We start from the raw sequence: 8,306 nt of genomic DNA, 5'->3' as shown, positions 1-8,306 counted from the left end.
GGCATCGAGCGCGGCGCGCGTGCGCTCGCGGGGGCGCGGGGGGATGTCGTGGCGCTGCCGGCGCCGGAACTCGGGCCGCTCGGCCGCGTCAGCGTGAAGCGCGGGCTGGCGGAGCGCGCCGGCTTCATGCTTGAGCTCTATCCGGCGCATGCGGGCACCTATCGGGCCCTGGCCGAGGCGGGTTTCGAGCCTTCGGCGATCTACCTCGCCGAGATCGACAGCCAGGCGACCTGGCTGCTCGAGGTCCGGCAGGGGCTTCTGGCCCTGCGCGACTGGGAAGCGCGCGAAGGGCGCCGGCTGAACGGCATCTTCACGCTCGATTTCGTCGATCCCTTCAATGCGCTGCTCGACCGTAGCGCCCCGCGCCTCGTTCCGATCGGAATCACGCCGGGCCGCAACCTGCCGGCGCCGACGCCCGAGGTCCTGGCCGCGCTCGCGCAGACGGATGCGATCCTCGCGCCCAAATGCCCGGTGACGCCGGCGCGCGTCGCGATCGCCCGGCACTACGCCGCTGCGCTGGCCGACCGCCCGGTCGTCGCGCTGACGCCCTGCTGGGACTTCTATCCGAGGCCGAAATAGAGCGCGGATCCGGGCGCCGCAGCACGCGGCCGCCTTTCGTCAGGCCTTGGCGCTGGTGAAGGCCTTGATCACCCGCATCAGCGGCTTCGGCTGATAGTTGGCGTCGAGGGGCAGGGGCCGGTTGGGCCGGCCATCCTTGCGGCTGAACCAGATCGGCACCCAGGTGAACTTGTCGCTGATGCCCCATGTCAGCACCGCCTCGGGGCGGACGACATCGCCGATCGCCTGCAGGAAGGCCTGGGCGCGCGACGCCACGATCTCGTCGCGGATGGCGGGCTCGGGCGGCAGTTTGTCGTCGATGACGTCGAGCTCCGTCACCAGGATCGCCAGCCCCATGCCGTGCAGTTCTTCGACGAAGCGCGAGAGGCCTTCGCGGTCGATCTCCTTCTCGCCGGGCAGGTGGCCCTGCAGGCCGATGGCGTGCAGCGGCGTACCCTGGTCCTTCAACTCCTTGACCAGCCGCAGGAACGCCGTCCGCTTCGCCCGGCACTGCCCAGTCGGGTTCTCGAAGCCGAAATCGTTCAGCACGAGCTGGACCTTGGGGTCGACGGCCGCCGTCCGGCGGAACGCCATGTCGATATGCTGCGTCCCCAGCAGATCCTGCCAGAGCGAGGATCGCATCGGCTTGTCGATGGCGGGATTGTCGCTGATCGCCTCGTTGACGACGTCCCAGCTCGGGATGCGCCCCTTGTAGCGCCCCACGACGGTGTCGATGTGCTCGTAGAGCGCGCGCTCCGCCGCCTGTTTCGTGGTGATCGCCTCGGTCCATTTCGGCATGCCGGCATACCAGGCGAGCGTGTGGCCGCGCATCTGCATGCCATGGGCATCGGCGAAGGCGAGCAGGCGATCGGGATGGTCGAACACGAACCGGTCCGCCGCGGGGCGCAGATCGAACCATTTCAGGCCGCCCTCGCCGACGAGCACCTGGCAATGCTCGAGCACGGCGCGGCGATAATCGGGGTCGTCGCGCAGCAGGTCGACGCGCATCGCCGCGCCGAAGGGGATCGCCGCACGGGGCGCGGTCTTGGCAGGGCTGCGTGCCAGGGCCGGCAGCGCACCGGCGCCCAGCCCGGCGCTCAGACCTCCCAGGACGAATTGCCTCCTGCGCATCGTGGTCTCCTCAACGAGTGAACCGGCATGGCCCGTCGCAACCCGGCCGCCGGAATACCACAGAAACCGGCGCGAAAGCGGCAGGGTCCAGCCTCGCGTTATGGCATACTTAACGTCATCGGCGTCTGATGAGCCCGGTTGCGTCCGTTGCGGTTCCACCCTGACAGCGGCGCCAGACGAAAGCGCCGGCAGGGATCGATGGGCCGCAGACAGGCTGTCAACGAGCGAGCGGATCGTGTCGCGCCTTGCGCCGATCGGTCTCGCGCGTCCCGCTCCCGGCGCGCGGCGGCAGGGCTGACGGCGGCAGGTGTGACGGCGGAAGGCTTCCGCGGATGACGGAGACGCGCGTCGCGTCGCGGACCGGGGCCGGCACAGAGGGTGGCGGCGTCTCGTCGCTGCTGCTCGTCGTCGTTTTCTGCTTCTTCTGGATCGGGCTCGCCCCCTTTCCCAATCCCAATGCCTCGGGCCTGCTGACGGCCTACGGCACGTCGTCGAACGTGATGAACCAGATCATGGTCGTGGGGCTGGCGGGGCTGGTTTTGCTGGCGCTGGCGAACCACCCGGCCCGTGGGCTGGTGCTTCGCTCCTTCGGCCCGCTCGCGGTGATCTTCTGCTGGCTCTTGTTCACCGCTCTGTTTTCCGACGTCCCCGCGACCGCGTTTCGGCGGATCGTCTATGCGATGCTGGTGTGCCTGTGCGCCAGCAGCGTCCTGCTGCTGCCCCGCGACAGCGACCAGTTCGGCAGGCTGCTCGGCGTCTGCGTGCTCACGGCGGTTCTGCTGTCATTCCTCGGGGTCTTCGCCGTGCCCCAGCGCGCCATCCACCAGGGCTCCGACGCGCTCGAACATCAGCTCGCGGGCGCCTGGCGTGGGCATTTCGGCCATAAGAACGTCGCCGCCGCCGCGATGGTGTTTGCGGTCTTCTTCGGCCTGTTCTTCATGCGGACCCGGGCGTTCTGGCAGGGAGCACTGATCGTCGGCTGCGCCGGGGTGTTCCTGCTGAATGCGGGAGGCAAGACCTCCGCCGCCATGCTGCCGGCGATCCTCGCCGTGGCCTGGCTGTTCGAGCGGATCGGGCCGCTGCGGGTCGTGTTCCTGCTCGCCTGCCTCGCGGCGATGAACTACCTGCTGCTGTCGGCCGCGGTCTCGCGCGAGACGCAGGACCTGCTGCTGTCCTGGGGGATCGACCCGACCTTCACGGACAGGGCCTCGGTCTGGCGGCTGGCGCTGGGCGCGATCGCGGAGCGGCCGCTGCTCGGGCACGGCTTCCAGAGCTTCTGGCAGATGGATTCGCTCGTCTATGGCGAGGAGGCCGACACCAGCTGGGCGGTGACGGCGGCCAATGCCCATAACGGCTATCTCGACCAGGTCATCAGCGGGGGTTTTCCCCTGCTGGTCATGATGATCCTCTGGCTCGTCATCCTGCCCTGTCACCATGTCGGACTGGCGTTCAAGCGGGCGCAGCATCCCGATCTCGCGCGGCTGTTCATGCGCTGCTGGCTCTTCATGCTGTTCCTGTCCTGCCTCGAGAGCCCCTTTTTCGACAATCGCGGTCCGGTCTGGTTCACCATGCTGATCTCCGTCTTCGGGCTGCGCATGCTCGCTTACGGAAATTTGAAGCCGTCGGCCTATGCACGGACCCGGCCCACTGCCGGTTCGCGTCCCGATCCGGATGGCAGGGCGGCCTGAGCGTGTTCTCATGATCGATCGTCAGCAGCGCCCCATGCCCGTCGAAGCCGTCATCTGCATCCCGACCTTCCGTCGGCCGGACTGGCTGCGGCGCACGCTGGCCTCGGTTGCGGCCCAGCAGTGCGATGTCGGCTATGCGGTCGTGGTCGTCGACAATGACGGCGCCGACCCGGTCGGGGCGGCTCTGGCGAGCGAGATCCTCGGCGCGACCGCGCTGCCCCATACGGTCGTCGTCGAGCACCGACAGGGCAATTGCCATGCGATCAACCGGGCCTTCGAGGTCGCGCTCGCGAGCTATCCCGAAGCGTCCTACCTGTTGATGATCGACGACGACGAGATCGCGCTGCCGGGCTGGCTGCAGGCGATGGTCGGCCTCGCCCGCGAGCGCGGGGCCGATGTCGTGGGTGGTCCCGTCATCCGGCGGTTCGAAGTCGAGCCGGATGCCGCCGTGATGCGGCACCCGCTCTTCGTCTCGATCGACGGCGAAACGCGCCGGATCGACCAGCTTCACGGCTCGGGGAACTGCCTGATCCGGCGGCGCGTCTTCGAGCGGTTGCCGGCGCCGCCCTTCGACATCCGCTTCAACTTCCTCGGCGGCGGCGACATGGAGTTCTTCACCCGCTGCCGGCTCGCCGGCTTCGAGACTTGGTGGTGTGCGGAAGCGGTGGCGCACGAGTTCGTCGCGAGCGGGCGGACGACTGCTTCGTTCCTGGTGAAGCGCTCGCTGCGCACCGGCAGCATCAACTACATGATCGACCGGCTGCACCAGCCGCTGCCGATCGCGCTGGCGAAGAATGCCGCCAGCCTCGGGCTCGGCCTGCTGCGCGGCGTCAGTGTGCTCCTGCGCACCGGCTCACCGCTGCTGGCGAGCCATCCGCTGCTGATGCCGGTCGGCCGGGTCGTCGCCAGCCTCGGCCTGCTGCCGAAGCCCTACCGCTCGTCGACCTAGCAGACCCCGCTCAACCGGGCAGGAGCGCCGCGCGGATCGTCGCCACGGATGTCTGGGTATGGGACTGGATGGTCAGGGCGAACTGGTCGGGCCGCAACTGCCCGATCAAGTCCCGGACGCCGCTTTCGTCCAGCGCGGGGCCGGACCAGTAGGTCAGGCAGGGCGAGGTTTCGACGCGCTCGTGCCGGTCTTCGAGCGCCGGGTCGTTCGAGACCGCGGCGCCATAGGTCAGATACTCCGAGAAGTGGCGCTGACGGGCCAGGACTTGCCACCAGGGCCGGCCGTTCACCGCCTCGATCCGGTCCGCCATGGCGCGCACCGTCGCGCGGTCCCAGGTGATCATCGGCCCGATATAGTCGTCCCCCGGAAGCGGCGGCGTGATCAGACCCAGCGCCTTGTGCGCGTTGTCCCGCCACCGGACATGGTGAGGCAGCTCGGGAGTGATCGCGCGCCGGCGGGTGAAGAGCGGGACGCGGGCGGCGGTGGCGAGGCCTGACAGGTCCGCCGGGCGGCAGAAACAGATGTCGGAGTCGATGCAGATGACCCGCTCGGCCGGCTGCGACAGCGTCAGCGCGAATTTGCGCAGCTGTTGGAGATGCCAGCCATAGATCGGCAGTCCGATGCCGGGGCACCAGAGATAGCGCCGCCCCCGCCAGTGCCCGGCCGTCCAGAAGCGCGGCAGCAGCGCCGAGGTCGCGATCACCTCGCGCTTCGGCCCGACGAAGGATGCAAATAGCGCCTGGTCCGCGTCGTCCACCACGATGAAATGCCGGGCATGGCCCGTGCAGAAACGGTCCATCGAGTCGCAGAGCAGCCTGCACCGCTCGAGATCGCCGTGATAGCTGGGCGTCACGACGGAAAGCTCACCGATCATTTGCCGTCCCTTGCCGGCGAAATCCTCGCCCCCGCGCGCGCCACGACGCCGTCACAGGGCGATCCGTTAACGCGACAATCCTAATTTGACGTTGCACCCTTCCCGGACCGGACGGCCCTTCCGAGCATGTCGAAGCGTTATCTCATCCTCCGCTCGGCGGCGACGGAGACCTGCGGGGTCGAGGAGTTCGCGCGGCAATTGGCTCAGCGCCTGCCCGGAAGCGCGCAGACCTGGGTCCTCGGCGAGGGCTTCGGCCGGTTCCTCGCTCGGCTGCGCGCAGTGGACGGCATCGTCCTGAATTTCCCGGTCGTCGCCTGGAAGAGGATGCTCGTCTGGCCGGCGCTCACGGCCCTCGCCGCCCGGCTGCGCCGCAGGGAGGTGCTGGTCGTCCTGCATGAATGGGCGGCGCTCGACTGGAAGCGCAGGCTCGTGCTGGCGCCGGTGATGGCGCTGGCGAGCCGGATCGTCTTCTCGGCGCCGGAGATCGCCACCGAATTCGGTCACAGCCCGCTGTCGCGCGTCGCGACGGGCGACCGCGACGTCATTCCGATACCGCCCAACCTCAGGGCGCCGCCGCAGCGGCGCGACTCGGCCGCGAGCCGGCGGCTCGACGAGGAGCGCGCCAAGCGGCGCATCATCCTCGGGCAGTTCGGCTCGATCTACCCGAAGAAGCAGTCCAAGGCGGTGCTGCAGGTCGCCGAGCGGCTGATCGCGCGCGGCCATGACGTCTTCACCGTCTTCATCGGCTCCTTCATCAAGGGCAGCGACGATGTCGAAGCGGAGTTCTGGCGGGGCGTTCAGGCCGCCGGTCTGGGCGAGCGCGTTCTGGTGACCGGCTATGTCGGCGACGAGGCCGAGCTGTTTGCGCTCTTCGAGCGGGTCGACGTCTTCTGCTACGTCTTCGCCGAGGGCCTGACCTCGCGCCGCGCCAGCGTGCTCGCCGCCGCCCTGTTCGGCAAACCCGTCGTCGTCAACGCGCCGGCCGCTGCCGATGCGCTGCAGCACCACGGCCTCTATCTCGCGCTGATCGAGAGGGGCCTCGTTCGCCTCGTCGCAACCGACGCCGATGCCGGCGCGCTCGCGGAGGCCGTGCTCAGCGCGACCACGGACGTTCCGTCGTCCATAGACCTGACCTCGGAACTCGACAGGCTGTGGCAGGCCGTCGGAGACGTCATCGCCCGTCGCCGAGGCGCCTGATGCCGTCGAGAGCCCGGTGAGCGGCGCGATGGCCGGCGGGCGTCACTTCGAATGCCGCAGGATCTGCCAGAGCGCCACGAGGTTTGTCCGGAGATAGCGGCCGAGCAGGCGGCGCGGCTCCAGCATCGTGCGGTAGGCCCATTCCAGCCCCGCGGCCTGCATCCAGCGCGGCGCCCGCGAATTGCGCCCCGACAGGAAGTCGAACAGGCCGCCCGAGGTCTTGATGACGCCCACCCCGCGCAGGCGGTCGATATGGCGCGCGACGAAACGCTGCTCGAGCGGCACGCCGAAGCCGATCCACAGAATGTCCGGCCGCAGACGGGCGATCTCGTCGACGATCGCGATCTCCTCGTCCGGGGCGAAGTAGCCCGAGCGAGCGCCGGCGAAGACGAGCCTGGGATAGGCCTGCCGGATCCGCTCGACGGCGGAGGCGTTGACCTCGGCGGTGCCGCCCAGGAAGTAGAAGCTGACGCCGCGGGCCTCCGCCAGCATGGCGACGTCATGGATCAGATCCGTCGTCGCGACGCGCTCGCGCAGGGGCATGCGCGCCACGAGCGACGACAGCCGAACCATCGGCATGCCGTCGGGATGGATCTGGTCGGCCTCGAGGAGAAGCGCCCGGAACGCCGGATCGTGCCGTGCCAGCGCGATCACCTGGCCATTCGCCGAGGTCGAGTAGAACGGCCTCCGCCCCTGTCCGCGGGAGCGCAGCGCGATCTCGATCAGGCCTTCCGCCGAAGCCTTGCGGTCGAGCGTCGTGATCGGCAGCCCGCCGATGATCGTCACAGGCCCGCCTGTAAGGGGTTCGATGTCCGCTTCGATACTGTCCATCCCGACTCGCGACCTCCGACCGCGGCTTGATCGCATAGGGGGGCAGCGGTTGCCATCGCCACCCTCGGTTATCGCTAACGTCAGGCACCGGCCTCGCGCGCCCGCAGCTCGCCCGTCGCTTGGCGGAAATGACGGGTCAGCGGTTTCTCGACCACACGATAGACGATCGCGGCCACGAGCAGGCTGAAGAGCGCGGCGACGACAGGATAGGCCCAGGACAGATCGACGCCGGTTCGCGCCCCCAGCCGCACGAAGAGGGCGGTGGCCATGGGCAGCGCGATCACATGGGTCAGATAGAGCGAATAGGACATGTCGCCGAGATGGAGGCCGGGCCGGAAGACCGACTGCCGGGCGCGGGCCTCGAACTGAAGGCTGCCCAGCACGAGCAGAAGCGCGGGAAGGCCGGACGCCAACGAGCGGGGCAGGGCGGAGCCGGCCATCCACAGCACCGAACCGATCGACAGGGCGATCATGATCAGGCCCACCGCCGCGCCCAGCGGCCTGCGATGCGTGAACACATGGCCGGCCAGAAGCCCGAACAGAAACTCGATGACGATGTCGTTGCCGTAGAAGGCGATCGCCGTCGTCGGCCGCGCGACCTGGACGGCGACGAGAACTCCGATGACGATCGCCGAGGTCAGCAGAACGCGAAACCGCCGCGGCGCCAACAGACCGATCGCCACGGCCACGTAGAAATACATCTCGTAGTTGAGCGTCCAGCCGGGGATCAGCACCGGCCAAAGGCCGGGATAGGCCGGATTCGGCCAGGGCAGGAACAGCAGCGACGCGAGCACATGGTTCGCATCGAGGCTCGTGCTGGACAGCAGCGCCGGCGCGACGGTGGCGACCATGACGATGGCGGCCGTGATCGCCCAGTAGAGCGGCACGATCCGCACCGCCCGCCTGACCAGGAAATTCAGCGGCCTGGCATCGAGATCGATCGCCGCGACATACATGATGAAGCCGCTGATCACGAAAAAGATGTCGACGCCCCAGTTGCCGATCTCGGCCCAGGGCAACCGGGCTCCGGGGGACACCCGCGCAATCTGCGTATCGAGGTGAGTATAGACCACCAGCG

The 8,306-nt window shown here is 68.8% G+C and carries 7 protein-coding genes and 1 pseudogene; 4 read left to right on the top strand and 4 right to left on the bottom strand.

Annotation, left to right across the window (positions count from 1 at the left end; genetic code table 11):
- Positions 1-579: pseudogene (locus tag Q8M82_RS17605) on the top strand (hypothetical protein); the annotation flags it as partial.
- A gap of 39 nt (positions 580-618) precedes the next feature.
- On the opposite strand, the gene Q8M82_RS17600 reads toward Q8M82_RS17605, so the two are convergent.
- The gene (locus Q8M82_RS17600; protein WP_305692618.1) at positions 619-1,689 is read right to left on the bottom strand and encodes an endo-1,4-beta-xylanase; all 1,071 of its coding nucleotides are present in this window, start codon (positions 1,687-1,689) and stop codon (positions 619-621) included.
- Positions 1,690-2,021: 332 nt separating this feature from the next.
- On the opposite strand from Q8M82_RS17600, the gene Q8M82_RS17595 reads away from it, so the two are divergent.
- Positions 2,022-3,377 carry an O-antigen ligase family protein gene (locus Q8M82_RS17595; protein ID WP_305692617.1) on the top strand — a complete coding sequence of 452 codons (1,356 nt, stop codon included), beginning with the start codon at positions 2,022-2,024 and terminating at the stop codon, positions 3,375-3,377.
- 34 nt (positions 3,378-3,411) lie between these two features.
- Positions 3,412-4,326, top strand: coding sequence for a glycosyltransferase family 2 protein (locus tag Q8M82_RS17590; RefSeq protein WP_305692616.1), 915 nt, complete (start codon positions 3,412-3,414; stop codon positions 4,324-4,326).
- A gap of 10 nt (positions 4,327-4,336) precedes the next feature.
- On the opposite strand, the gene Q8M82_RS17585 is transcribed toward Q8M82_RS17590, so the two are convergent.
- Complete coding sequence (locus tag Q8M82_RS17585; RefSeq protein ID WP_305692615.1) at positions 4,337-5,200, bottom strand: DUF6492 family protein; 864 nt, start codon at positions 5,198-5,200, stop codon at positions 4,337-4,339.
- Between the two features lie 126 nt (positions 5,201-5,326).
- On the opposite strand from Q8M82_RS17585, the gene Q8M82_RS17580 reads away from it, so the two are divergent.
- Positions 5,327-6,397 carry a glycosyltransferase gene (locus tag Q8M82_RS17580; RefSeq protein WP_305692614.1) on the top strand — a complete coding sequence of 357 codons (1,071 nt, stop codon included), beginning with the start codon at positions 5,327-5,329 and terminating at the stop codon, positions 6,395-6,397.
- Positions 6,398-6,439: 42 nt separating this feature from the next.
- On the opposite strand, the gene Q8M82_RS17575 is transcribed toward Q8M82_RS17580, so the two are convergent.
- On the bottom strand, positions 6,440-7,228 hold the full coding sequence (locus Q8M82_RS17575) for a WecB/TagA/CpsF family glycosyltransferase (RefSeq protein ID WP_371126399.1): 789 nt from the start codon (positions 7,226-7,228) through the stop codon (positions 6,440-6,442).
- Between the two features lie 80 nt (positions 7,229-7,308).
- On the bottom strand, positions 7,309-8,306 hold a 998-nt coding region (locus Q8M82_RS17570), incomplete at its 5' end, for an acyltransferase family protein (RefSeq protein WP_305692613.1).

The organism is Allobosea sp., from assembly GCF_030694325.1.
Taxonomy (GTDB): Bacteria; Pseudomonadota; Alphaproteobacteria; order Rhizobiales; family Beijerinckiaceae; genus Allobosea.
This window is presented reverse-complemented; position numbering and strand designations above follow the sequence as displayed.